This is a genomic window from Arthrobacter sp. Cza30 (genome assembly GCF_059090765.1).
This window is the reverse complement of the sequence record NZ_JBNHGA010000001.1, coordinates 449,117-471,393: the sequence shown is the minus strand read 5'-3', so window position 1 is coordinate 471,393 and position 22,277 is coordinate 449,117. Positions and strand designations below refer to the sequence as shown.

At 70.7% G+C, this 22,277-nt stretch carries 20 protein-coding genes; 7 read left to right on the top strand and 13 right to left on the bottom strand.

The window, feature by feature from the left end:
• The first annotated feature begins 193 nt into the window (after positions 1 to 193).
• The 3 genes from AC5RVZ_RS02015 (at position 194) to AC5RVZ_RS02005 (ending at position 6,619) form a co-directional block, all read left to right on the top strand.
• Positions 194 to 3,907: a phosphodiester glycosidase family protein gene (locus AC5RVZ_RS02015; RefSeq protein WP_494064110.1), complete on the top strand. Its 3,714-nt coding sequence runs from the start codon at positions 194 to 196 to the stop codon at positions 3,905 to 3,907.
• 278 nt (positions 3,908 to 4,185) lie between these two features.
• A complete protein-coding gene (locus AC5RVZ_RS02010) occupies positions 4,186 to 5,631 on the top strand; it encodes an HNH endonuclease signature motif containing protein (protein WP_494064109.1) in 1,446 nt (481 codons plus the stop codon).
• Between the two features lie 112 nt (positions 5,632 to 5,743).
• Positions 5,744 to 6,619 (top strand): hypothetical protein, encoded by an 876-nt coding sequence (locus AC5RVZ_RS02005; protein ID WP_494064108.1) that lies wholly within the window; start codon positions 5,744 to 5,746, stop codon positions 6,617 to 6,619.
• A 15-nt stretch (positions 6,620 to 6,634) separates the two neighbouring features.
• Here the strand turns inward: AC5RVZ_RS02005 and AC5RVZ_RS02000 are convergent, their stop codons facing one another.
• Positions 6,635 to 7,345 (bottom strand): endonuclease/exonuclease/phosphatase family protein, encoded by a 711-nt coding sequence (locus tag AC5RVZ_RS02000; RefSeq protein WP_494064107.1) that lies wholly within the window; start codon positions 7,343 to 7,345, stop codon positions 6,635 to 6,637.
• A gap of 209 nt (positions 7,346 to 7,554) precedes the next feature.
• Here AC5RVZ_RS02000 and AC5RVZ_RS01995 point away from each other — a divergent pair, with 209 nt between their 5' ends.
• The gene (locus AC5RVZ_RS01995; protein ID WP_494064106.1) at positions 7,555 to 8,391 is read left to right on the top strand and encodes a response regulator transcription factor; all 837 of its coding nucleotides are present in this window, start codon (positions 7,555 to 7,557) and stop codon (positions 8,389 to 8,391) included.
• A gap of 53 nt (positions 8,392 to 8,444) precedes the next feature.
• Here AC5RVZ_RS01995 and AC5RVZ_RS01990 read toward each other — a convergent pair whose 3' ends face one another.
• A complete protein-coding gene (locus AC5RVZ_RS01990) occupies positions 8,445 to 9,182 on the bottom strand; it encodes a glycosyltransferase (RefSeq protein WP_494064105.1) in 738 nt (245 codons plus the stop codon).
• Between the two features lie 169 nt (positions 9,183 to 9,351).
• On the opposite strand from AC5RVZ_RS01990, the gene AC5RVZ_RS01985 reads away from it, so the two are divergent.
• Entirely contained in the window at positions 9,352 to 11,013 is a 1,662-nt protein-coding gene (locus AC5RVZ_RS01985) for a sensor histidine kinase (protein ID WP_494064104.1), read from the top strand.
• Positions 11,010 to 12,185, top strand: a complete 1,176-nt coding sequence (locus AC5RVZ_RS01980; protein WP_494064103.1) for a hypothetical protein — start codon at positions 11,010 to 11,012, stop codon at positions 12,183 to 12,185. The genes AC5RVZ_RS01985 and AC5RVZ_RS01980 overlap by 4 nt, the downstream gene beginning before the upstream one ends.
• 30 nt (positions 12,186 to 12,215) lie before the next feature.
• Here AC5RVZ_RS01980 and truA read toward each other — a convergent pair whose 3' ends face one another.
• Positions 12,216 to 13,073: a tRNA pseudouridine(38-40) synthase TruA gene (gene truA, locus AC5RVZ_RS01975; RefSeq protein ID WP_494064102.1), complete on the bottom strand. Its 858-nt coding sequence runs from the start codon at positions 13,071 to 13,073 to the stop codon at positions 12,216 to 12,218.
• Positions 13,074 to 13,254: 181 nt separating this feature from the next.
• Between truA and AC5RVZ_RS01970 the strand changes: the two genes are divergently transcribed.
• Positions 13,255 to 15,297: an acyltransferase family protein gene (locus AC5RVZ_RS01970; RefSeq protein ID WP_494064708.1), complete on the top strand. Its 2,043-nt coding sequence runs from the start codon at positions 13,255 to 13,257 to the stop codon at positions 15,295 to 15,297.
• A 134-nt stretch (positions 15,298 to 15,431) separates the two neighbouring features.
• On the opposite strand, the gene rplQ is transcribed toward AC5RVZ_RS01970, so the two are convergent.
• The 10 genes from rplQ to secY form a co-directional block, all read right to left on the bottom strand.
• Positions 15,432 to 16,031, bottom strand: a complete 600-nt coding sequence (gene rplQ / locus AC5RVZ_RS01965; protein WP_494064101.1) for a 50S ribosomal protein L17 — start codon at positions 16,029 to 16,031, stop codon at positions 15,432 to 15,434.
• Positions 16,032 to 16,097: 66 nt separating this feature from the next.
• The gene (locus AC5RVZ_RS01960; protein ID WP_494064100.1) at positions 16,098 to 17,087 is read right to left on the bottom strand and encodes a DNA-directed RNA polymerase subunit alpha; all 990 of its coding nucleotides are present in this window, start codon (positions 17,085 to 17,087) and stop codon (positions 16,098 to 16,100) included.
• A gap of 172 nt (positions 17,088 to 17,259) precedes the next feature.
• The gene (gene rpsK, locus AC5RVZ_RS01955) at positions 17,260 to 17,658 is read right to left on the bottom strand and encodes a 30S ribosomal protein S11 (protein ID WP_013583990.1); all 399 of its coding nucleotides are present in this window, start codon (positions 17,656 to 17,658) and stop codon (positions 17,260 to 17,262) included.
• A 36-nt stretch (positions 17,659 to 17,694) separates the two neighbouring features.
• Positions 17,695 to 18,075 (bottom strand): 30S ribosomal protein S13, encoded by a 381-nt coding sequence (gene rpsM / locus AC5RVZ_RS01950; RefSeq protein ID WP_494064099.1) that lies wholly within the window; start codon positions 18,073 to 18,075, stop codon positions 17,695 to 17,697.
• 147 nt (positions 18,076 to 18,222) lie between these two features.
• Positions 18,223 to 18,339, bottom strand: coding sequence for a 50S ribosomal protein L36 (rpmJ, locus tag AC5RVZ_RS01945; RefSeq protein ID WP_138174654.1), 117 nt, complete (start codon positions 18,337 to 18,339; stop codon positions 18,223 to 18,225).
• Between the two features lie 66 nt (positions 18,340 to 18,405).
• Positions 18,406 to 18,627, bottom strand: coding sequence for a translation initiation factor IF-1 (gene infA, locus AC5RVZ_RS01940; protein ID WP_005050493.1), 222 nt, complete (start codon positions 18,625 to 18,627; stop codon positions 18,406 to 18,408).
• A gap of 144 nt (positions 18,628 to 18,771) precedes the next feature.
• Positions 18,772 to 19,461 (bottom strand): DsbA family protein, encoded by a 690-nt coding sequence (locus AC5RVZ_RS01935; protein ID WP_494064098.1) that lies wholly within the window; start codon positions 19,459 to 19,461, stop codon positions 18,772 to 18,774.
• An 18-nt stretch (positions 19,462 to 19,479) separates the two neighbouring features.
• Complete coding sequence (gene map / locus AC5RVZ_RS01930) at positions 19,480 to 20,319, bottom strand: type I methionyl aminopeptidase (RefSeq protein ID WP_494064097.1); 840 nt, start codon at positions 20,317 to 20,319, stop codon at positions 19,480 to 19,482.
• Positions 20,320 to 20,323: 4 nt separating this feature from the next.
• Positions 20,324 to 20,917 carry an adenylate kinase gene (locus AC5RVZ_RS01925; protein WP_494064096.1) on the bottom strand — a complete coding sequence of 198 codons (594 nt, stop codon included), beginning with the start codon at positions 20,915 to 20,917 and terminating at the stop codon, positions 20,324 to 20,326.
• Positions 20,914 to 22,239, bottom strand: coding sequence for a preprotein translocase subunit SecY (gene secY / locus AC5RVZ_RS01920; protein ID WP_494064095.1), 1,326 nt, complete (start codon positions 22,237 to 22,239; stop codon positions 20,914 to 20,916). The genes AC5RVZ_RS01925 and secY overlap by 4 nt, the downstream gene beginning before the upstream one ends.
• Positions 22,240 to 22,277 lie beyond the last annotated feature (38 nt).

Below are 22,277 nucleotides of genomic sequence, written 5' to 3'. Positions count from 1 at the left end.
TGCCCCGCCGGAGGGCGCTGGTGGGCCTGTCGTGGGCGACACGCCGGGTCACCGCCGGTTCACCTCGATGCCATCGCCCCGCAACCGAGCCATCACCGAAGCCGACCCGCAGGTCCGTAGGGTCGCCGAGCCGGCCGGGCGCACCCCGTTCCGTGAGCCGGCATCCCCGACCCGAACCGGAAGGTGTCTTCGCGTGCCTGCGTCTGCAACACGTCTCCCCCATCCCTCTCGCCGGGCGCGTCGCGGCATCGCCGCCACGCTCGCCGCGGTCGTCGCGGCCGGCACGGTGGGCATCGGCGCGATGAGCGCCGCGCCGGCCATCGCCGCGCCCGACACCGGTGGCCTGGACCTCGGCGGCGGTGGATCGTCGCTGCTCAGCGCCGACACGCAGACGCTGGCGCCGGGTCTCGAGCTCACCGACTTCCGCCGCCTGCAGCCGGCCGGCTGGGTGACCGGGCACGTGATGCGCGCCGACCTCACGACGCCGACGCTCTCGCTCGACGTCCTCGACGCAGGGACCGTGTCGGGTGGTGCGACGCTCAGCGAGCAGATCGCCGGCACCGGCGCGGTCGCGGCTGTCAACGGCGACTACTTCGACATGAACTTCTCGACCGCACCGGTCGGCACCAACGTGTCGCCGACGCAGGGCGTGCGCAGTGCAGCTCCCGGCGAGCGTCAGGCGTTCACGATCACCGACGGCCTGGCCGCGGTGCAGGCTCTCAGCTCGGCCGCCACCGTCACGATCGACGGAGTCCAGCACCGGGTCGCCGCCGTGAACAGCCCCTCCGTCGGCGCCGGCGGCATCGGCTGGTACACCGCAGCCTGGGGCGCCCACCCGCTCAGCCGTCCCCTCGGCGGACCCGACGCCCTGGCCGCCTCGATCGCCAAGGTCACCGTGCAGGAAGGCGTCGTCACCGAGGTCACCACCGATCCCGCGTCCGTCGCGGGCGAGACCGCCATCGTCGACGGAACGGGCGTGCTCATCGGCCGCGACGCCGGCGCCGCCACTCTGGCGGCGCTCGAGGTCGGCGACACCGTCGACATCGAGGTCGCGGCCTCCGCCGACGTCGACCTCGCCGTCAGCGGGTCGCAGCGGATGATCATCGACGGCGTGCAGACCGACGCCGACCAGGTCGAGGCATCCCGCACCGCCATCGGCGTCAACCGCGACGGCACCGAGATCACGGTCGTGACGATCGACGGGCGGGCCGGCGACAGCCGCGGGATGACGATCCAGGAGCTCGGCGACCTGATGCTCGACCTCGGCGTGCACAACGCCGTCAACCTCGACGGCGGCGGCTCGACGATGCTCGCCGTGCGCGAGCCGGGCGAGGCGGAGGCATCCATCCACAACCGTCCCTCGGACGGATCCGAGCGCGTCGTGGCCAACAGCCTGGCCTTCTTCTCATCGGCTCCGGTCGGGGTCGTCGAGGATGTGCAGATCGCGCCTGCCCTCGACGTCGCCGACGCCGACGCCGTCTTCCCGGGCCTGCACCGCACGGTCGTCGGCACGGGCCTGGACGCGAACCTCACCGGCGTCGACGTGACCGGCGAGTTCACCACGGCGGATGCCGCGGTCACGGTCGTGCCGTCCGGCAACGCGAGCGCCCTCGTCCAGGGGGTGGAGCCGGGCACCGCGACGGTGGCCTTCACCGCGGAGGGCAAGACGTCCACCACGCAGCTGCGCGTGCTCGGGCCTCTCGAACGGATCCGGCCGTCGTCGACGGTGGTGGCTCTTCCGCAGCCGGGCCAGACGGCGACGCTGACCCTGACGGGTCTCGACGCCGACGGCTTCACCGCTCCTGTCGAGACGGCCGACGTGTCGGTGTCGCACGGTGCGGATGTGACGGTGGAACCCACGGGTCTCAGCGAGTTCACGGTGACGCCCACGACCGAGAGCGGCTCGGCCACAGTCACCTTCACCGCCGGCGGGCGCAGCGTCGACGTGGCGGTCACGATCGGGTATCGCACGCTCACCGTCGCGGACTTCGCGGATGCCTCGGCCTGGAAGGCGGGCGTCGCCCGCGCGACCGGCAGCATGGCGCCGGCGACGGGGCCGAACGGCGAGCCGGCGCTGAAGCTGAACTACGACTTCACGACCTCGACCGGTACACGCGGGTACTACGCGATCGTCCCCGAGGAGGTCTCGACGACGACGGGGCGGGTGCTCGAGGGCCAGCCGCAGGCGCTCACCATGTGGATGCACGGCGACGGCTCGGGGGCGTGGCCGCGCCTGCAGCTGCGCACCGGCGCGGGCACCACGATCAACCTCGACGGACCGATGGTCGATTGGACCGGCTGGAGGCAGGCGCGCTTCACCGTGCCGGCAGGCACGGCCTATCCCCTGACGTTCCAGCGTGTGCGCATGATGGAGACGCGCTCCACCGTCAGCTATCACGGCGAGGTGACGCTCGCGGCACTCGAGTCGGTCGTCGCGCCGGACGTCGAGCAGCCCGTGGCGCCGAAGGTCTTCGACCCGGTGATCGTGACCGACGGCACCGTCGAAGGCCGCGCGCAGCGCATCGCCGTGATGAGCGACGCGCAGTTCGTCGCACGCAACCCCGACAGCGAGCTGGTCGCGGCCGCACGTGAGACGCTGCGCGAGATCGTCGCCGCCGAGCCGGACTACCTCGTCATCAACGGCGACCTGGTGGACGAGGCATCCGAGGCCGACTTCGAGCTCGCGGCGCGTGTGCTGGAAGAGGAAGTGGGCGAGCGGATCCCGTACATCTACGTGCCGGGCAACCACGAGATCATGGGCGGGGCGATCTCGAACTTCGAAGCCGCGTTCGGCGACACCTACCGCTCCGTCGATCTGGGCGGTACGCGGATGATCACGCTCAACAGCTCGGCCGGCTCGTTCCGCGCGTCGGGCATGGAGCAGCTGCGATTCCTGGAGTCGGAGCTGGCTGACGCGGCTTCGGACTCCTCGGTGACCGGTGTCCTCGTCTTCTCGCACCACCCCGCCGACGACCCGCTGCCGAACAAGGCCAGCCAGCTGAGCGACCGGTACGAGGCAGCCCAGTTCGTCTCGACCCTCACGGAGTTCCGCGCGGACTCGGGCAAGTCGGCGGCGATGATCAACGGGCACGTCGGCGTCTTCGACGCCACGAGCTACGACGGTGTCTCGCGCCTGATCAACGGCAACTCGGGCAAGGGCCCGTCGGGCACGCCGGACGGCGGCGGCTTCACCGGCTGGACGATGCTCGGGCTGAACCCCGGTGCCGGCGTGGTCGGTTCGTCGCCGACGGTGGTCGAGGACCGGGTGCGGTGGATGCAGGCGGAGACGAAGCCGCGGGTCTCTTCGCTGGCCCTGTCCACGGCGACGGTGCTCGAGGTCGGCGAGACGGTGCCGGTCTCGGCGTCCATCGAGCAGGACGGCGGTCGCGTCGTGCCCGTGCGGTGGCCGGTCAGCGCCGACTGGGCAGGAGACGGGGTCGACGTGGTGTCGGCTTCCGGCTCGACCGGGGGCTCGGCCCGGCTCGAGGCGGCTGCGGCCGGCGTGCTGCGACTGAACCCGGCGACCGGGGAGCTGACCGCGATCGCCCCCGGGGAGGCATCCCTTTCAGTGACGGTGAACGGCGTCACCCGGACCGCATCGGTGACGGTGGTCGCTGCCCCGGGCGAGCCCGGCGGCCCCGGCGAGCCCGGAGGACCGGGTGAGCCCGGCGGGCCCGGACAGCCGGGGGGACCCGGCAACGGCGATGGTGCGGGCGGCTCGGACGGCGGCGACGGCTCGGCGGATGCCGGTGCGGGTCCGGGCGGTTCGGACGGCGACCTCGCGGCGACCGGTGCCGACGGGATCCCGATCGCGTGGACGGCCGGTGTCGCGCTGGCCGCGGCGGCGCTCGGGTGGCTGCTCGAGTGGCGGCGTCGGCGACGCGTGAGTGGTCGCGACGCGGCCTGATCCGCAGGGTCACGAAGCCCCCGGTGCCTGTGGCGCCGGGGGCTTCGTGCGGGTCCGTTCCGCGCGGTCCGGGCCGCTCGGCCGGTGCGGGTCGAGGGTTCGCGCGGGCCGCGAGTTCGCGCGGGCCGCGAGTTCGCGCGGGCCGCGAGTTCGCGCGGGCCGCTGGATCCTGGGCGCTTCGCGCGCGATGTCGGAGGCCCCTGAGATGATGTTCTCAACAAGCCATCGAGTGCCCTCCGGTTCGCCGGGTCGATGAGTACCCCGAGGGGGATACAGCCGTGCGTCACACCGCACGGCGGGAAGGGCACATCGTGGACGACGCAGAGGCAGAGCTCACCGAGGCGCAGCGCGCCGGTGCGTTCGCCGACGAGCTGCGGCGGATCCAAGCGGAGGAGGCGGCGCTGCACGCTCGCAAGATGCGGGTGCTGGCCGGGGCGTTCGCACTCGCCGAGACGCAGAAGGCGCGCATCCCGTCCGCGCGGTCCCGCGAGCGCGACATGCCGCTGCGTTCACTCGCCGCAGAACTCGGCCTCGCGGTGCGCATGAACGACCGCACGATGCAGTCGCACCTGTGGGACGCGCACCGGCTCGTGACGGACTTCTCGACGACCCTCGCTGCACTCGAGTCCGGTGCGATCTCTCGCGCGCACGCGGGCGCGATCCTCGACGCGGGCGCCGGCATCGACGATGCCGAGGCCCGCGCCGCGTACGAGCGTGTCGTGCTCGAGTTCGCGCGGTCCACGACATCGGCCCGAACTCGATCCTTCGCGCAGCAGCAGGCCGATCTTCACGACCCGCGCCCGCTGCAGGAGCGACACGAGCTCGCCGCACAGGGACGACGGGTGTGGGTGACGGACGCCGGCGACAGCATGTCGGTGCTGAGCGCGCTTCTGCCGGCAGCGCTCGCCCACGGCATCCACGATCGTGTGACCCGACAGGCCAAGCTCATCAAGCGCGTCGACGATGCCGCCCGCGCGTCCGCGCAGCGTGGTCCCGGCGGCGGCGGCGCGTCGACGGATGCCGGCGCCGAGGGCGATCCGGATGTCGGCGCCGAGCGCGATCCGGGTGCCGGTGAGGCACCGAGGGGTGCCGGCCCCGACGAGCTCTGGGTCGACGAGCGCACGATCGACCAGGTCCGCGCCGACCTCCTGGCGGACATGCTGCTCACCGGCGCACCCGCCATCGACCCGACCGTCGACTCGTCACCCGGCGGCCTGGGCGCGATCCGTGCGTCCGTCCAGATCACGGTGCCCGTGACCACGATGACCGGCACGACGACGGCAGGCGCCGAACTCGACGGAGTGGCGCCGGTCGACCCGGAGACCGCGCGCCGTCTCGCAGGCGATGCTCCCGGGTGGGACCGGGTCATGACCCATCCGGTCACCGGCCTCGTGCTGGCCGTTGATCGGTACCAGCCGAGCGCCGAGCAGCGGCGCTTCCTGCGTGCGCGAGACCAGCACTGTCGTTTCCCCGGGTGCCGCAGACCGGCCCGGCAGTGCGACCACGATCACACCCATGACCATGCGTTGGGCGGCCGCACCGCCATCGGCAATCTCGCGTGCTTCTGCAGACGGCACCACACCCTCAAGCACGCGACCGACTGGACTGTCCGGCAGCTGCCGGGCGGCACCCTGGAGTGGACGAGCCCGGCGGGCGCGCGGTACATGGACGACCCGCCCCGGCGCGTCGTGTTCCTCCCGAGCGCTGATCCACCGCCGTTCTGAGCGGCACCCTCCGCCCAGCCACCTCCGCCGCGTCATCGGCGATGGCCGAAAGTGCGGCCGCGGCGACGTGCGCGGCGCGTGGGTGTTCGGACTCGCCGATAGGGTGACAGGCATGGTGGACGATGCGCTCTCGACCTCGCTCGAGCGCACGTACCGCTATCTCCGGATCGGCTTGGCCGGGTCGGTCGTCGTCATCTTCGTCGCAGTCGGGCTGGCCGCGGCATCCGTCGGCTGGCTTCCCTCGGTGAGCGACTACTTCTACACGCCTGCCCGCAACGCCTTCGTCGGTTCCCTCATCGCCGCATCGCTCGGGCTCATCGCGCTGTCCGGACGCGGCGTCGATCGCGCTCTGCTGGACGCCGCCGCCCTCTTCGCACCGCTCATCGCCCTGGTGCCCACGACGGTGGTGCCCGGCTCCGTCCCCGAGGTCGAGGTGATGTGCGAGCCGTCATGCTTCCCGTCGGAGTACATCCCGGATGCCGCAAGCGGCGTGCTCACGTATCTCATCGTCGGCGGGCTCGTCGTGCTGGTCGCGCTCCTTCTGGCGGCGCTGAGACAGCTGTCGCTCGCGGCGATCGGTTTCTCGCTCGCCGTCACGGTGATGATGCTCGCAACCGTCGCCCTCACATGGGCGTTCGCGCGCGAGGAGTTCCTGCAGTACGGGCACGTCGTCGCGACGGTCGCCTTCTTCGCACTGTTCGCCGCGGTCGCCGTGCTGAACGCCTTCCCGCGGCGCAGCCCGCCACCGGCCCCGGTGCACCGCGTGCTCTACGTCGCGATCGCCGCCGGGCTGATCATGGTGCTCATCGTGTACGTCGCACTGATGCCGCACGCCGACGACCTGGGCTTCCCGCTCGTGCTCGTCGCCGAATCCGCCGCGCTGGCGCTGTTCTTCGCGTTCTGGGTCGTCCAGGGCGTCGAGAAGTGGAACAACGCGGACCCGACGCTGCTCCCGGTCGGGCGCCCCTCGCCGGCCGCCGCGCCGTGAGACGCCGGGAGGGGCTCAGGCGACGCCCGACTCCGGCTCCTCCGCACGCCGGGAGCCGGACACGGGATGCGCCGTCACCAGGATCGGGAGGTGATCGCTCAGTCCCTGCGGGAGCGTGCGAACCCGGTCGATCTCGAAGCCGACCGATGTGGCGAAATCGTAATGACCGCGGAAGAAGCGGTAGCGCGTGTACGTGCGGGAATCGCTGAGGTTCAGCTCGTATCCCTGCGCCCGCACGTGCTGGCCGAGATGCTCCTTGAAGACGGGGTAGTTGTAATCGCCGACCATGAGCAGGGGCAGTCCCTCGCCGAGCTGCTGGAGCTCAGCCAGGGCCGTGCGGATCTGATGACGGCGCAGGGAGTTGAGCGCCGTGAGCGGGGCCGCGTGGAAGGAGGCCACGATGAAGTCGAGGTTCGCATCGATGTCGTGGAGTCTCACCCCGAGCATCCTCTCCTCGGCCGGCTTGAGGACCCTGTCATGGAGGGACTTCTTCAGCGCCAGCGCCCGCACGTCCACCGCACGGTAGGTGTTCTCGCGATAGTAGACGGCCAGCCCGAGGCGGTTGCGCTGGGTGGACTCCGCCAGGCGCAGGCCCGAGATCTCGGGCGGGATGTCGGACGTGTCGACTTCCTGAAGACACAGCACGTCGGCGCCGTGACGGTCCACCAGCTGAACGAGCTCGCCGGCAGCGCGATGCTTGCGCAGGTTGTACGAGATGACCTTCATTTCGCGCCCAGCCTAGGGGCGCCAGATGTCGTGGAGGCGACCACCGGGTGGATGCGTCGCTGACTCACAGCAACATACGGGCGACGACGGCCCCGCGGTGCCGCCGGTTCGCTTGTGTAGCATCGGGATGAATTCGCTTGCGTCGGGGGTCGCTTTTCTGGGGTCGCGGTCCGGCGTAGCCATCGACGTCCGAGGAGGACGAACGCCGCATGAGCACCCCGGCCGACGAGCCCAGAACCGCCGTCATTATCGAAGACGACGCCGAGATCCGGCACATCCTGGCCGAAGTGCTCGAATCGGCCGGCTTCTCCACCGTCTCTGTGGGCAACGGCGTCGACGGCGTGCGAGCCGTGCAGGCGTACTCACCGCAGCTGACGACGATCGACGTGAACATGCCGGGAATCGACGGCATCGAGACGGCCAAGCGCATCCGCGCGCAGTCGGACACGCTCATCGTCATGCTGACCGGCTCGAACGACGAGGCGGACGTCATCGCGGGCCTGGGAGCCGGTGCCGACGAGTACCTCAACAAGCCGTTCCGCCCGCGCGAGCTCCGCGCGCGGGTCGAGGCGCTCCTGCGGCGCTCACGTGCCGGCGCACCGCCGGAGGGCTCATCCGCGACGACGACGACGCCTGAGCCCGCCGTCGCGTCCGTCGCGGCGCCGACAGTCCCGAGCGCTGCTCCCTCGGCCGCGCCCGACGATCCGGGCGTCGACGGCGACTGGCTCGCGCACCGGGACCTGCGTCTGCACGCGGAGAACCGCCTCGCGCTGGTGGGCGATCGGGAACTGGACCTGACCCGTACCGAGTTCGACCTCCTGGCGACACTGCTGGAATCCCAGCGACGGGTGCGCAGCAAAGCCGACCTCGCGCTCGTGCTGCGCGGCGAGTCGTACGTGACCAGCTACTACGTCGGCGACGCCGACAAGCGCGCCGTCGAGGCGCACATGACGAACCTGCGACGCAAACTCGGCGAGAGCGCCGCCAGCCCCCGGTACATCGAAACGGTGCGCGGCGTGGGCTACCGCCTCACGTCAGAGACCTGAGGTCGGGATGCGAAGGCGCCCGCTTCCCCGACGGGCGCCCTCGCCTCCTCCTTCTACCGGTTCCCCAGACCGGCATCCCCCCAGCTCTTCCGGGCGCGCTCGCCGAATGCGACGGTCATCGGCGGAGTGTGACCGGCGTGCATGGCGTGCACGAACGGATTGATCGTGGCTGCGTAGCCCGCGTGCTCGATCTGCGCCCGCATCGCGTTCTGGTCTCCGCTGCCCGCGAGCCACGGGGTCGTCCGGCGGTTCTGCGCCATGACGTCGCGCAGCGCCCGCATCGAGTACAGCGCGAACGAGCCGCCTGGTGCGGTGGCGGCACCGTGGGTCGCGGCGACCGACGAGACCACGCCGATGAGCCGGTCCGCGACCGCATCCGCTCGGAGTCGCTCCACCGCATCGGCGGCTGCCGTCGTGTCGCCGTCGACATGGAGGAGGAAGTCGTGGCCCTCGACCAGGGCGTAGCCGTAGTTGAGGGCGCCCGCCTTCTCCTCGGGGTCCTCGTTCAGGTGATGCACGAACACCTCGGTCGGCTGCGCCCCGAGCTCCGTCACCGGCGTGTGCGCTCCGGCGTACCGCGACGCGGCCCGCGCCGTGGCATCCGATGCGCCGGTCGCGACGACGTGGATCACACCGGGCACGCGCGACTGCCGCAGGAGCGACTCGATGACCTGTGAGATCGAGTCCTGGGCCTCGCACACCGGGATGACGCAGCCGATGCTCGGGAGCGTTGCAGGATCGATCACGGTCGTCGCCTTCTGGGACCAGGTGGTGCCGCCGATCGGCGACATGGACAAGCCTCGTCGACCGCTCGCAAGAGGACGTCTGCAGCGGATGGACACCGCCGCAAGGTTTGCGCAAGGCTCCCTCAACCCGCAGGCTCCGCCGACCCGTGCGGGCGCGCCGCGCCGCCGGTCCGGGCGCGCCGCACCGGGGACGCGACCCCAATAGACTCCCACCATGGCAGTCGGGGGCCCGGTGGAAGCGGTGCTCGACGTGCCGACCCCCGATGCGCGGACGCGCTCGATCTGGCTCACCCAGCTCGTGCTGGGCGCGAGCGTCGTCACGATCAACGTGGTGGTGCTCGCCCTGCAGCCGCAGCTCTTCGCGCGCTGGACGTACCTTGCGAGCGCCTTCGCCCTGCTCGTCATCACGATCGTGACGCTCGCGGTGCCGTGGTCACGACTGCCCTCCTGGGCACCTCTGGCGGTGATCTTCGCCGACACCCTGGCGATCGGGGTCATGGCGACCAACACGGAAGCGCGTTTCAGCTTCTTCTGGGTCTTCCCCGTCATGTGGGTCGGGATGCACTTCAGCCCGCGCGCCCTGGCCGCCGTGCTGGCGACCGTCGGCGCCGTGCTGCTGGTCGACGCCAGCCTCGTACCGGGCAACGCCTCCGTCCTGCGCGTGTTCATGATCCTGCTCTCGCTGACCTTCATCGGGATCACCGCGCACATCGCGCTGCGACGGACGCGGGCGCTCCGGCGTCTGCTGCGCCGCCAGGCGAACCGGCTCACCGCCACGCTCGCCCGGCGCTCCGACCAGGAGCGCCGCACCAACGAGATCCTCAACGGCGTCGACACCGGCATCGCCCGTCTCTCGCACGACGGGCGCATCCTCACCGTCAACGACGCCTACTCGCGGCTGTACGGGCTCGACCCGCTCGATCCGCTGGTCCCGCCGCGCTCGGTGGAGTACACGGCGATGCGCGGGATGCCGGTGCCCGCGTCGGAGCGACCGCTCGCCCGCGCCGCACGTGGCGAGACGTTCACAGACGCCCGGGTGTGGCTCTTCACCGCCGAGGGCGAGTGGCGGGCGCTGTCGGTGACCGCCAAGCGTCTGCGGGCATACCGGGACGAAGAGCCCAGCACATTGCTGCTCGTGCACGACGTCACGGCGATCACCCACGCGCAGCGCGAGCGGGAGCGGCTCACGGCGATGGCATCCCACGAGCTGAAGCATCCGCTGACGGTCATGATCGGCAACGCCGAACTGGCGCTCGAGCTGGACGATCCCGCCCCGCGCACCCGTCAGCGGCTGGAGGCCATCCTGCGCGCGAGCGAGCGGATGCTCGAGATGACCGAGAGCATGCTCGTCGGGTCCCGGAACGGCTTCGACCGGCGGGACGACTTCGCCGACGTGGACCTGCGCCAGCTCGTCCTCGAGTCGGTGGCATCCTTCCGCCCCACGGCGACCACACACGACGTCCGCATCGACCTCGAGCTCGACGAGCCGCTTCCCGTCATCGCCGACGGCTTCCGGCTGCGCCAGGTCGTGGACAACCTCGTCAGCAACGCGATCAAGTACACGCCGCGGGACGGCGAGGTGCGCATCGTCGGATGCCGGACCGAGGCGGGGGTGTCGCTGTCGGTGGCCGACACGGGCATCGGGATCTCCCCCGACGACCTGCCGCGGATCATGACCCCGTACTTCCGCACCGCAGAGGCGAAGGAGAAGGCCGGCGGCACCGGACTGGGGCTCGGCATCACCCATCAGATCGTTCAGGCCCACGGCGGCACGCTGAGCATCGACAGCCGCCCCGGTGAGGGCACGACGGTGTCGGTCCATCTGCCGTGCGAGCCGAGTGACACCATACGCACGACCGTCCAGGAGCCGGCATGACAGACGTCCTCATCGGCGCGAGCTTCGAGATCGGAGTCGCACAGGCTGCGATCTCGACGCTCGCCATGATGCTCGCCATCGGCATCGCCTTCCTCGTCAAGCCCAGCGCGGCGACGCTCTACTGGACCTTCGCGTTCACGCTGGCCATGGTGGCCTCGTGCGGTGTGATGGCCGGAGAGCTCTCCGGCAACGAGGACCTGCGCCGCCTGTGGCTGGGAGCGCTCATGGGAGCCCCGGCGCTCCTGTGGTCCGGGTTCCGCGCTCTCTGGGGGCTTCGGGCCCATCTGTGGACCGGTCCCGCGCTCGCGATCGCCGCGGCGACCCTGCTGTTCGTGGTCGGCGACTCCGGCTGGTACCCGATCGCGTATCGGACGGTGTTCCTGGCGGCATCCGTCTTCGCGCTGCTGTTCTTCTCGGACTGGGCACGCGCGGCGGAGCGACGAGCGGACCGGCTGATGCTTCCGCTCGCGATCCTCTCCGCCGCCTTCATCGCCCTCGGCGTCGGAACCTTCGTCACCGGCCTGGTCATGCCGCCGTCGGGCGGCGACGACTTCACCCTGCTGCGGATCATCGCCTCCATCGGGATGGTGGTGTACGTCGCGTGCGCCCTCGTCGCCGTGGTGGGACTGGCCACCCGCGACGGAGGTCTGGCGCGCACGGCGGCCACGACGACGGCGTGGCAGTGGTTCGAGCGGACGGCTGCGGATCGGCTGCGACGTGCGCAGCCCAGCGCCGAGCCGTGGTCCATCGTCTACCTGCGCCTCGACGACGACGCCGACATCCGGCAGACCGCCGGGTCCACGGCGCTCTCCACGCTCTCTGCGAGGTTCGAGGAGGAGGTCCGCGCGGTGTTCCCCGCCGAGTGCGACATCGGCTCTCCGGCCGCCGGCACCGTGGTCGTCCTGGTGCCGCGGTCGGACACGGCCGTGCGGGACCTCCTGCGCACGATCCTCGAGAGGGTTCCGTCACTCGACGTCCACACCAGCCTGCCCATCCGCCCGACGGCGAGCGCGGGATGGGCTCCGGCGTCTGTCTTCGGCTACGAGCTGGAGACGCTGGTGGACACCGCCCGCGAAGCCGCCGCACTCGCCGCGGAGAAGGGCGGCGACCGGTGGGAGCGGGTGGGCGCCCGCGTCGTCGAGCGGCTGATCAGTTCGTCTGTGGGGCGATGACCATCCGCGGCGTCCGCGCTCGGTGGTGGATCACTCGCTGTCGCGACGGGCGCGGGTCTGCTCGGCACGCTGGGCGAGCAGCTCGTCCGCCGGGTAGCCGACCTCGGTGAGGGTCAGCCCGCGGGCGGCGAGCACCTTCACCTCCGGAACCCGCTCGCGGGCGTCGCGGATGTCGAGCACGTCGTCGGGGTCGAGGCGGCCCTCGCCGACCGCGACGCACGCCCCGACGAGGGCTCGCACCATGCTGTGGCAGAAGGCGTCGGCTCTCACGTTCGCCACCAGGACGCCGGCCTCGTCACGGCGCCAGTCGAACTCCAGGAGCGTCCGGATGGTGGTGGCCTCTTCGCGGGGCTTGCAGTACGCCGCGAAGTCGTGCAGGCCGATGAGACCACGGGCGGCGGCATCCATCGCCGTGACGTCCAGGGCCGCGCGGACCGACGTCGTGCGGTGCCGCTCGAGGGGGTCGTAGCCGGCGGCGAGGTCGGCGATGCGGTACTCGTACCTGCGCCAGACGGCGGAGAAGCGCGCGTCGAAGCCCTCGGGGGCGACCGCTGCCCGCGACACGGCGACATCCGAGTACGCCCCGACCACCCCGGTCATCCGCGCCGCCAGCGCGGCCACACGACTCTCGACGGAATCGGATGCCGCCGTCCGCGAGCGTCGTGACAGCAGACGCTCCCGCTGGCCGTCGTCGAGGTCCACGTGCGCGACCTGGCCCGTCGCGTGGACGCCCGCGTCAGTCCGGCCGGCGACCACCAGGCGCGGCGCGCCGCCCAGCACCCGGCCGAGTGCACCCTCGAGGGTCTCCTGCACGGTGCGCAGGCCCGGCTGCCGTGCCCAGCCGCGGAAGTGCGTGCCGTCGTAGGCGATGTCGAGGCGGATCCGCACCCACCAACCCTAATGTCCGCGCGAAGCCGGGCGTGGGAGGACGCCGACGACGCCTTCCGGTGGTACGACAGGTGCCGACCCTGATGTCGCGTGGAGCACGGCGCGGGAGGACTCCCCCGTCGCCTCCCGGTGATACGACAGGTGCCACCGCGTACAATTGCGGCTTCCCCCTGTGAATGTGATGACGTCGACTGCGCCTGCCGAACGCCCCGCCGCCCGCTACCGCGGGCTGGACGGTCTGCGTGCCGTCGCGGTGACCCTGGTGGTCGTGTACCACCTGTTCCCCCCGGCCCTCCTGCCGGGAGGCTTCATCGGGGTGGACGTCTTCTTCGTCATCAGCGGCTTCCTCATCACCAGCCTGCTGCTGCGCGAGCACGACGCCTCCGGTCGCATCCGCCTGGCGGGCTTCTGGCAGCGGCGCGCCCGTCGCCTGCTGCCGGCCTTGGCGCTGGTCGTGGGGCTCTGCTCCACGCTGGCGTGGATCGTCGGCGGCGACGTGCTCGTGCGCCTGGGAACCCAGGTGCTCGGCGCCGCCACCTTCAGCTACAACTGGGTGTCGCTCGCGGGCGGCGGCGGGTATTTCGCGGATGCCACGCCCGAGCTGTTCCGGAACGTCTGGTCGCTCGCCGTCGAGGAGCAGTTCTACCTCGCGTGGCCGCTGCTTTTCCTCGTGGTCGTGCTGCTGCCTCGCGCGTGGACCCGGGTGGCGGCCGCAACCGCGCTGGCCGCCGCGTCGGCGGTGTGGATGGCGGCGGTCGTCGGCCGAGGGGACGACGTGACGCGGGCCTACTTCGGCACGGACACCCATGCGTTCGGACTGCTCCTGGGTGTGACGCTGGCCTTCCTGCTGGCGCCGCTGCTCACGCGTCCGCCTGCGGCGGTCGTTCCCCCGCTGCCCGAGGGTGTCACGCTTCCGCCGGGCTGGAGGATCGTCATCCCGCCCTCGGACGCGAAGACGCGGCCGCGCTGGGTCGACACGACTCTCGCCCGGACGGCGATCGGCGTCGCGGGGATCCTGGCCCTGATCGGGATCGTCGTCCTCGCGACCATGCCGGCGACCGGCTCCGTCGTCACCTTCCCGGGCGTCCTGCTCCTGGGAAGTGTCCTGAGCGGTGTCGCGATCGTCGCCGGGGTGTGGCCGGGGTCCTGGTTCGGTCGCGCGCTCGACGTTCAGCCGCTGCGGTGGATCGGCGACCGCTCCTACGGCATCTACCTGTGGCACTGGCCGCTGCTCGTGCTCGCCGTCGCCGCCTTCGAGGGCACCGGCACGTCCGCGGGGGTTCCGGTGTGGATCGGGTGCGTCGTGCTCGTCGCCACGGCGACGGCATCCGCTGCCTCCTACCGCTTCATCGAGATGCCGATCCGCCGGCGGGGCCTTCGCGCGTCGGCACGCGCCGTGGGCAGACGCCTGCGCGGCGAGCCGCACGGGCGGCTTCGCGGGGCCGCCGCGGCGCTCGCCGGCCTGCTCATGCTCGCCGGCACCGGCGCGGCGATCGCCGCATCGCCCGAGGAGTCCAGCGGGCAGGCCGTGGTCGATGCCGGCCGCGCCGCCCTGAAGGATGCCCAGCGTGAAGCCGCCGCCTCTCCGGCGCCCACGCCGGTCCCGGTCGAGACCGAAGGCCCGGCTGCCGTGCACGTGACGGGCGACCGGATCAGCGCCGTCGGGGACTCGGTGATGCTGGCTTCGGCTCCCGCGCTGCTCGAGCGGCTGCCGGGAATCGAGGTGGATGCCGAGGTGTCACGGTCGATCTGGGCCGGTCCCGGCGCCCTCGAGTCCCTTGCGGCAGGAGGGCGGCTGCGCCCGTACGTGGTCGTCGCGCTCGGAACGAACGGTCCCGTGAACGTCGAGTCGCTGGAGAGGATGCTGGAGGTCGTCGGGCCGCAGCGTCACCTGGTCCTCGTGAACGCGTTCGCACCGCGCGACTGGATCCCCGGTGTCAACGCCGACCTGCAGGCCTTCGCCGACGCGCACCACAACGTCAGCGTGGCCGACTGGGCCGGCGCGATCGGCACGCGCACCGATCTGCTCGCCGGAGACCAGGTCCACCCGGGCGCCCAGGGCGGGCGCATCTTCGCCGAGACCGTCGCCGACGCGGTCGACGCCGCCGAGCGGGAGCGACTGGAGCGCAAGAAGAACTTCCTGCGCAGCGTCGAGGAGCACCTCGGCATCGATCTCGACCCGAAGCCGGGTGGGTCAGCGACACCGGCGCCCCGTCACGGCTGATCCGCAGCGACTCCATCGCGGGAGACCAGCCGCGAACGCGAAGACCCGCGGCCCCGAAGGGCCGCGGGTCTCGCGGTGCAAGGGATGCCGCGGCGCGAGCCGCGACCGGCCGGGCTGCGACGCCCGGCGCCCCGTTACTCGGACTTCTCCTCGGCGGGGGCCTCGACGGCCTCCTCGGCGGCAGCCTGGGCGGCCTCGCCTTCCTCCTGCGACTCGGCGCCGCCGGCGGTCGCCGACTCCTCGGCGGTGGTGTCCTCGATCGGCTCTTCGCTCACGTTCGACTCCTCAGCGGTCGTCTCGGCGGCCGGCTCCTCGGCGGCAGCTGCCGGAGCAGCGGCCGCGGCGGACTTCCGGGTCGACTTCGCCTTCGGGGTGACCGGCTCGAGAACGAGCTCGATCACGGCCATCGGCGCGTTGTCGCCCTTGCGGTTGCCGACCTTGGTGATGCGAGTGTAGCCGCCGTCGCGGTCCGCGACGAGGGGCGCGATCTCGGTGAACAGGACGTGCACGACTTCCTTGTCACCGATGACCGACAGCACACGACGACGCGCGTGCAGGTCGCCACGCTTGGCGAAGGTGATGAGGCGCTCGGCGAGCGGACGCAGGCGCTTGGCCTTGGTCTCGGTCGTCTTGATCGACTTGTGCGTGAACAGGGCCGCGGCGAGGTTCGCAAGCAGCAGGCGCTCGTGGGCGGGGCCGCCTCCGAGGCGGGGTCCCTTCGTGGGCTTGGGCATTCTTGATTACTCCAGTGGGAAAAGTCGGTCGGTGGACGGATGCCGGTGACCCGGCGTCCGGTCGGCTCAGACGTTCTCGTCGTCGTAGCCGCCGTAGAAGTGCGCGCCGTCGAACCCGGGGACCGAGTCCTTCAGCGACAGGCCGAGCGACGTGAGCTTGTCACGCACCTCGTCGACCGACTTCTGACCGAAGTTGCGGATGTTCATCAGCTGCGTCTCCGAGAGGGCGACGAGCTCCGAAACGGTGTTGATGCCCTCGCGCTTGAGGCAGTTGTACGAGCGGACCGACAGGTCCAGGTCCTCGATCGGCATCGACAGCTCGTTCGAGAGGACCGTCTCGACCGGCGCGGGGCCGATCTCGATGCCCTCGGCCTCGACGTTGAGCTCGCGGGCGAGGCCGAACAGCTCGGTCAGGGTACGACCGGCCGACGCGACGGCGTCGCGCGGGGCGATCGAGGGCTTGGTCTCGACGTCGAGGACGAGCTTGTCGAAGTCGGTGCGCTCACCGGCGCGGGTGGCGTCGACACGGTAGCTGACCTTCAGCACGGGCGAGTAGATCGAGTCGACCGGGATCTGGCCGGCCTCGGCGTACTCGTTGCGGTTCTGCGTCGCCGAGACGTAGCCGCGACCGCGCTCGATCGTGAGCTCGAGCTCGAACCGGGCGGTGTCGTTGAGCGTCGCGATGACCAGCTCGGGGTTGTGCACCTCGACACCGGCGGGAGCGGAGATGTCGGCGGCGGTGACCTCACCGGCGCCGGTCTTGCGCAGGTACGCGGTGATGGGCTCGTCGCGCTCGCTGGAGACGACCAGCTGCTTGATGTTGAGGATGATCTCGGTGACATCCTCCTTGACACCCGGGATGGTGCTGAACTCGTGGAGGACGCCGTCGATGCGGATCGACGTCACTGCTGCACCGGGGATGGACGACAGGAGGCTGCGACGCAGCGCGTTGCCGATCGTGTAGCCGAAGCCGGGCTCCAGCGGCTCGATGACGAAGCGGCTGCGGAACTCCCCGATCTTCTCCTCGGTCAGAGTGGGACGCTGTGCGATGAGCACTATGTGTTCCTTTCGATCACGTGCCCGCTATATGACACGTGCGGTGAGTGAGGTGTTGAGTTGTATCCGGGACGCCGCGAAGCGCGGCGTCCGTGTGTTCCGGGACGGCCGCTGCGCGGCCCGCTCGGCCATCCCGGAGGATGCGAGCGGACCGCGCGCGGCAGTGAGGATGTCAGACGCGGCGACGCTTGGGCGGACGGCAGCCGTTGTGGGCCTGCGGCGTCACGTCCTGGATCGAGCCCACCTCGAGGCCCGCGGCGGTCAGCGAGCGGATCGCCGTCTCGCGACCCGAGCCGGGGCCCTTCACGAAGACGTCGACCTTCTTCACGCCGTGCTCCTGCGCCTGACGGGCAGCGGACTCCGCGGCCATGCCGGCGGCGTACGGCGTGGACTTGCGCGAGCCCTTGAAGCCCACGCCACCCGACGACGCCCAGCTGATGACGGCGCCGGACGGGTCGGTGATCGAGACGATCGTGTTGTTGAACGTCGACTTGATGTGGGCCTGACCCACGGCGATGTTCTTCTTCTCCTTGCGGCGCGGCTTGCGCGCAGCGGACTTGGCCTGTGCCATTGCTTTTGCTCTCCTAAACCTGTGTGCGCGAGCCGATTACTTGCGGCCGGCCTTCTTCTTGCCGGCGACGGTGCGCTTCGGGCCCTTGCGGGTGCGCGCGTTCGTCTTGGTGCGCTGGCCGCGCACGGGCAGGCCGCGGCGGTGGCGCAGGCCCTCGTACGAGCCGATCTCGACCTTGCGGCGGATGTCGGCGGCCACCTCACGGCGGAGGTCACCCTCGACCTTGTAGTTGGCCTCGATGTAGTCGCGGAGCGCGACGAGCTGGTCGTCGTCGAGGTCCTTGACGCGGATGTTCTCGTCGATCTCGGTCGCCTTGAGGATCTCGATCGAGCGGGTACGGCCGATGCCGTAGATGTAGGTCAGGGCGATGACCACGCGCTTGTCGCGCGGGATGTCGACGCCGGCGAGACGTGCCATGCGGCTCTCCTAGGAGTGTCGTGGAGGTGTGGAGCAGCATCGGTGCCCGGGCCTCCGCCCCGAGGTGTCCCCTCCGAAGAGGTTCTGATGCTGCCTGATGTGTATTGAGTTGTGAGTCTGAGGGCCGCGTCAGCGCGCGGCATCCGATCAGCCCTGGCGCTGCTTGTGACGCGGGTTGCTCTTGCAGATCACCATGACGCGGCCGTGGCGGCGGATGATCTTGCAGTGGTCGCAGATGGGCTTGACGGAGGGGTTGACCTTCATGATTTTCCTGTTCGCTGTCTTCGCCGGGCACGCGTGGCACACGTGGGGCGTTACTTCTCGACCGGTCTAGCGGTAGCGGTAGACGATGCGGCCGCGGGTCAGGTCGTAGGGAGAGAGCTCCACGACCACGCGGTCCTCGGGGATGATGCGGATGTAGTTCTGCCGCATCTTGCCCGAGATCGTGGCGAGCACCTTGTGTCCGTTGGTGAGCTCGACGCGGAACATCGCGTTGGGCAGCGCCTCGGACACGACGCCCTCGATCTCGATGACACCGTCTTTCTTCGCCATACGCTCGCTTACAGTTGTGCGGACCGGTCGGTCTGCGGTGGGTGGGATTCGGTGCGGCGACACGCCGATGAGGGCGCAACGCACCAAAGAACAAGCATACGTGATAACGGATGCCGCGGCAAATGCGCCGCCGCGGGAGGCGCCTTACTCGAACAGGGTGGCGAGCTGGTCGGGCTCGGGCAGGTCGCGGTTGGCGATCGCCTCGCCGTTGACCGCGACGGTCGGCGTCGCGATGCCCTCCATGCCGGGCTGGATCGGGGTCTTCTCGGTCATCGCCGCGACGAACCGCTCGTACTCGCCGTCGTTCACGCACGCGTCGATGCCGGTCACGCCCACACCCTCGGCGATGGCGAGGATCTCCTCGTTCGCGAGGCCGGCGGTCCCTTCGGCGGGCTGGCTCTGGAACATCGCCTGGAGGAACGGCAGCGAGGCATCCGGATCCGATTCGGCCACGCAGTACATCGCGTTCGCGGCGCGCGTGGAGAACTCCGTGCCCTGCGACTGGCGGTCGAGGATCGAGATCGGGTGGATGCCGAGCGTGATGGCGCCGTCGTCGACCAGTCCCTCGATGGCCGGTCCGTAGATCTGCTCGAACTGCCCGCATACCGGGCACATGAAGTCGATGTAGGTGTCGAGGCGCTCCTCGCCGTCGCCGACGAGGATCGCACCGGTCTCCGGATCGATGTTCGACGCCGCCGGCGTCTCCCCCGGCCCGGGGTTCTCCGCCTCGTTGTTGAGCGTGACCACGAGGACCGTGACGATCACGAGAGCCACCACGACGGCGACACTCACCCAGACCGCGAACCAGTTGACCTTGCGCGTGCCCTGAGCCATTTCCCGGACCCTCCTCCGCTATGCGATCTCGCGGGGCGTGACCCCGAAGGGCGCCAGTCCCGCCGCGCCGCCGTCGGGCGCCGTGAGCACCCAGATTCCGTCATCGTGCACCGCGACGCTGTGCTCCCAGTGTGAACCCGCCGTGCCGTCGAGGGTGGAGACCGTCCAGCCGTCGTCCTCGACGAAGGTCGCCTGGTCGCCGATCACGACCATCGGCTCGATGGCCAGCACGAGCCCCGGTCGCACCTCGGGTCCGGGGTCGCTGACGCGGTAGTTGAAGACCGACGGCGACTCGTGCATCTTCCGGCCGATGCCGTGCCCGACGTACTCGCGGAGGATCCCGTAGCCGCCGTCGGGCGCGTGCGCCTCGATGTGGTCCTCGATGGCAGCGCCCACCTCGCCGATGTGCCTTGCGCGGGCGAGCGCCGCGATGCCGGCCCACAGCGATCCCTCGGTCACGCGCGAGAGCTGCTCGCGCTCGGCCACGATCCCCGGGCGCGCCGGGTCGGGCAGGACCACCGTGAACGCCGAGTCGCCGTTCCAGCCCTTGTACTCGGCACCGGCGTCGATCGAGAGGATGTCGCCCGGCTGGAGCGCACGATCGCCCGGGATGCCGTGGACGACCTGCTCGTTGACCGAAGCGCAGATGGTGTGACGGTAGCCGCGCACCATCTGAAAGTTCGACTTCGCCCCCCGGCCGGTGATGACGGCGGATGCCGCGGCATCCAGTTCCGCCGTCGTCACGCCGGGAGCGATGAGGTCGCGCACCGCGTCCAGCGCGGCGGCGGTGATCAGTCCGGGTTCGACCATCGCCCGCAGCTGGGCGGGCGACTTGTAGATGGAGCGGCGCAGCGACACGGGATCAGACCGTGGCGGCGCGGACGAGCCCGCGCGCCTCGAGCGCCGCGATGATGCGGGCCGTGATCTCGTCCAGCGAGCCGACGCCGTCGATGCGGTCCAGCAGACCACGGGTGCGGTACACCTCGAGGATCGGCGCGGTCTCGCGCTCGTAGATGGCGAGGCGGTTCGCGATGACCTCCTCGGTGTCGTCGGCGCGTCCCTGCTCGGCGGCCCGTCGCGTGAGGCGCGCGATGCTCTCGTCCCGCGGGACGTCGAGCTCGATCACCGCGTCCAGGGACTCCTGGCGACCCTCGAGGAACTCGTCGAGGTTGCCGACCTGCGCGATGTTGCGCGGGTACCCGTCGAGCAGGAACCCGTCGGCGGCATCCTGCTGCGACAGCCGCTCGCGGACGACGGCGCCGGTCAGCTCGTCCGAGACGAGCGACCCGGCGTCGATCACGGCCTTGACCTGCTTCCCCAGCGGCGACCCGTCGGCGACCGCCGCACGGAACACGTCGCCGGTCGAGATCGCCGGGATGCCGAAGGCCTGGGCGATGCGGACGCCCTGCGTGCCCTTGCCGGAGCCCTGCGGCCCGACGATGAGGAGACGGGTCATCGGAGAAGTCCTTCGTAGTGGCGCTGCTGCAGCTGCGCGTCGATCTGCTTCACCGTCTCGAGGCCGACGCCCACGATGATGAGGATCGACGCGCCGCCGAACGGGAAGTTCTGGTTCGCACCGACCGTCGCCAGGGCGATGAGCGGCAGGAGGGCGATGAGACCGAGGTAGAGCGAGCCCGGCAGCGTGATGCGGGTGAGCACGTAGTCGAGGTACTCGGCGGTCGGCCGGCCCGCGCGGATGCCGGGGATGAAGCCGCCGTACTTCTTCATGTTGTCGGCGACCTCGACCGGGTTGAACGTGATCGCGACGTAGAAGTAGGTGAAGCCGACGATCAGCAGGAAGTACACCGCCATGTAGATGGGGTGGTCGCCGTTGGTGAAGTACGTCTGGATCCACGCGACCCAGCCGGGGATCTCGTTGCCGGCGCCGGGCTGCATGTTGAACTGCGCGATGAGCGCGGGGATGTACAGCAGCGACGACGCGAAGATCACCGGCACGACGCCGGCCATGTTGACCTTGATCGGGATGTACGTGTTGGTGCCGCCATACGTGCGGCGGCCGACCATGCGCTTGGCGTACTGGACCGGGATGCGGCGCTGCGACTGCTCGACGAACACCACGAGGGCGACGACGACGATGCCGACGGCGAGCACGAGGAGGAACACCTCGAAGCCGCGGGCCGCCCAGATGGAGCCCATCGCCGCCGGGAAGGTCGCCGCGATGGAGGTGAAGATGAGCAGCGACATGCCGTTGCCGATGCCGCGCTCGGTGACCAGCTCGGCGAACCACATGATGAGGCCCGTGCCGGCGGTCATGGTGATGATCATGAGCAGCTGCGCCCACCACACGTCGTTGGTGAGCAGCTGCTCGCACTCGGGGATGCCGGTCACGCCGAACAGCTGTCCGCTGCGGGCGACGGTGACCAGCGTGGTGGACTGGAGGAGTGCCAGGGCGATGGTGAGGTATCGCGTGTACTGCGTCAGCTTGGCCTGGCCCGCCTGGCCCTCTTTGTAGAGGCTCTCGAAGTGCGGGATCACCACGCGCAGCAGCTGGACGATGATCGTCGCGGTGATGTACGGCATGACGCCGAGCGCGAAGATCGACAGCTGCAGCAGCGCGCCGCCTGAGAACAGGTTGACCAGCGACAGCAGCCCCTCGGTGCTGCCGCTCTGGTCGAGGCAGGACTGCACGTTCGGGAAGTCGACGAACGGCGCGGGCACGTGGGCGCCGAACCGGTACAGGGCGATGATCGCCAGGGTGAATGCGATCTTCCGCCGCAGGTCAGGGGTGCGGAAGACCCGCGCGATGGCGCTGAACAAGAGGACTCCTCCAGAGGGATGCCGGCATGCACGACGAC

What these genes read in the sequence shown, in the direction of transcription:
- AC5RVZ_RS02005 (WP_494064108.1), top strand. Translation starts at nt 5,744, where the DNA reads ATGGTGGACGATGCGCTCTCGACCTCGCTCGAGCGCACGTACCGCTAT.
- AC5RVZ_RS02000 (WP_494064107.1), bottom strand. Translation starts at nt 7,345, where the DNA reads ATGAAGGTCATCTCGTACAACCTGCGCAAGCATCGCGCTGCCGGCGAG.
- AC5RVZ_RS01995 (WP_494064106.1), top strand. Translation starts at nt 7,555, where the DNA reads ATGAGCACCCCGGCCGACGAGCCCAGAACCGCCGTCATTATCGAAGAC.
- AC5RVZ_RS01990 (WP_494064105.1), bottom strand. Translation starts at nt 9,182, where the DNA reads ATGTCGCCGATCGGCGGCACCACCTGGTCCCAGAAGGCGACGACCGTG.
- AC5RVZ_RS01985 (WP_494064104.1), top strand. Translation starts at nt 9,352, where the DNA reads ATGGCAGTCGGGGGCCCGGTGGAAGCGGTGCTCGACGTGCCGACCCCC.
- AC5RVZ_RS01980 (WP_494064103.1), top strand. Translation starts at nt 11,010, where the DNA reads ATGACAGACGTCCTCATCGGCGCGAGCTTCGAGATCGGAGTCGCACAG.
- AC5RVZ_RS01970 (WP_494064708.1), top strand. Translation starts at nt 13,255, where the DNA reads ATGACGTCGACTGCGCCTGCCGAACGCCCCGCCGCCCGCTACCGCGGG.
- rplQ (WP_494064101.1), bottom strand. Translation starts at nt 16,031, where the DNA reads ATGCCCAAGCCCACGAAGGGACCCCGCCTCGGAGGCGGCCCCGCCCAC.
- rpsK (WP_013583990.1), bottom strand. Translation starts at nt 17,658, where the DNA reads ATGGCACAGGCCAAGTCCGCTGCGCGCAAGCCGCGCCGCAAGGAGAAG.
- rpsM (WP_494064099.1), bottom strand. Translation starts at nt 18,075, where the DNA reads ATGGCACGTCTCGCCGGCGTCGACATCCCGCGCGACAAGCGCGTGGTC.
- rpmJ (WP_138174654.1), bottom strand. Translation starts at nt 18,339, where the DNA reads ATGAAGGTCAACCCCTCCGTCAAGCCCATCTGCGACCACTGCAAGATC.
- infA (WP_005050493.1), bottom strand. Translation starts at nt 18,627, where the DNA reads ATGGCGAAGAAAGACGGTGTCATCGAGATCGAGGGCGTCGTGTCCGAG.
- AC5RVZ_RS01935 (WP_494064098.1), bottom strand. Translation starts at nt 19,461, where the DNA reads ATGGCTCAGGGCACGCGCAAGGTCAACTGGTTCGCGGTCTGGGTGAGT.
- AC5RVZ_RS01925 (WP_494064096.1), bottom strand. Translation starts at nt 20,917, where the DNA reads ATGACCCGTCTCCTCATCGTCGGGCCGCAGGGCTCCGGCAAGGGCACG.